This is a genomic window from Clostridium liquoris, assembly GCF_002995785.1.
Taxonomy (GTDB): Bacteria; Bacillota; Clostridia; order Clostridiales; family Clostridiaceae; genus Clostridium_AO; species Clostridium_AO liquoris.
Genome location: NZ_PVXO01000001.1, coordinates 1 through 1,216 on the forward strand (window position 1 = coordinate 1; position 1,216 = coordinate 1,216).

The 1,216-nt window shown below is 42.8% G+C and carries 2 tRNA genes and 2 rRNA genes; all 4 read left to right on the forward strand.

The window, feature by feature from the left end:
• A 16S ribosomal RNA gene (locus tag CLLI_RS00005) occupies positions 1 to 118 on the forward strand; the annotation flags it as partial.
• A 218-nt stretch (positions 119 to 336) separates the two neighbouring features.
• A tRNA-Ala gene (locus CLLI_RS00010) sits at positions 337 to 412 on the forward strand.
• Between the two features lie 5 nt (positions 413 to 417).
• Positions 418 to 494 (forward strand) — tRNA-Ile (locus CLLI_RS00015).
• A 329-nt stretch (positions 495 to 823) separates the two neighbouring features.
• Positions 824 to 1,216: ribosomal RNA gene (locus CLLI_RS14665) — 23S ribosomal RNA — on the forward strand; the annotation flags it as partial.

Here is a 1,216-nt window from a genome sequence, read left to right on the forward strand (position 1 = left end):
AACACCCGAAGTCCGTGAGGTAACCGTAAGGAGCCAGCGGCCGAAGGTGGGGTTAATAATTGGGGTGAAGTCGTAACAAGGTAGCCGTAGGAGAACCTGCGGCTGGATCACCTCCTTTCTAAGGAGTCGACAAAGAAGGTAATTCTTCTTTGAAGGTTTCATTCTCTGTTTAATTTTGAGAGACCAACTCTCAATAGTTGTTTTAACAAATAAAATTGATAGAAGCGAGTATAACGAGGAAACAAAGGAACTAAGGGCAAAATTTAATTATCTAAATGAGCACTACAGTGAATTTGTTAACAAGGTACACGTAGCTTATAGCAATTTTTTCTTTATGGGGGTATAGCTCAGTTGGGAGAGCACCTGCCTTGCAAGCAGGGGGTCAGGAGTTCGAGTCTCCTTATCTCCACCATATGAGGGCTTATAGCTCAGCTGGTTAGAGCGCACGCCTGATAAGCGTGAGGTCGATGGTTCGAGTCCATTTAAGCCCACCATTGTTCTTTGAAAATTGCACAAAGTAAAAGTAAAGTAAAGTAAAGCAAAGGTTAAGAAACTAAACCTTTTGTAGAAACACTAAAAAATTACTAGAAACTAGCAGTGCGAGGCATAAAGCGAGTGAGGAGCAGAGTTTAGCGGAAGCTAAATGAGCACCGCAGGGAGCTTTATAACGAAGCAATGCGACGTTTATAGGAATTTTTAAAAATTATTAGAAGCGAGTAGTACAAGGAAGTAAATGAAGTGAGGAGCAGAGTTTAGCGATAGCTAAATGAGCACCGCAGCGAATTTGCTGACGCAGTAATACGAAGCTTATAAGAATTTTCAAGATCAAGCTACAAAGGGCGCATGGTGAATGCCTTGGCACCAGTAGCCGATGAAGGACGCGATAAGCTGCGATAAGCTTCGAGTAGGCGCAAATAGCCTGTGATCCGAAGATTTCCGAATGGGGAAACCCACATACTTAAATGTATGTACTGTAAACTGAATTCATAGGTTTATGGGGGGATACCCGGGGAACTGAAACATCTAAGTACCCGGAGGAAGAGAAAGAAAAATCGATTTTCTAAGTAGCGGCGAGCGAAAGGGAAAGAGCCCAAACCAGAAACTTGTTTCTGGGGTTGCGGATAGACCATAAAATAAGTAGGACTTAGTTGAAGAGAGCTGGAAGGCTCCGCCATAGAAGGTAAGAGCCCTGTAAATTAAAAGGAAAACTTTAAGG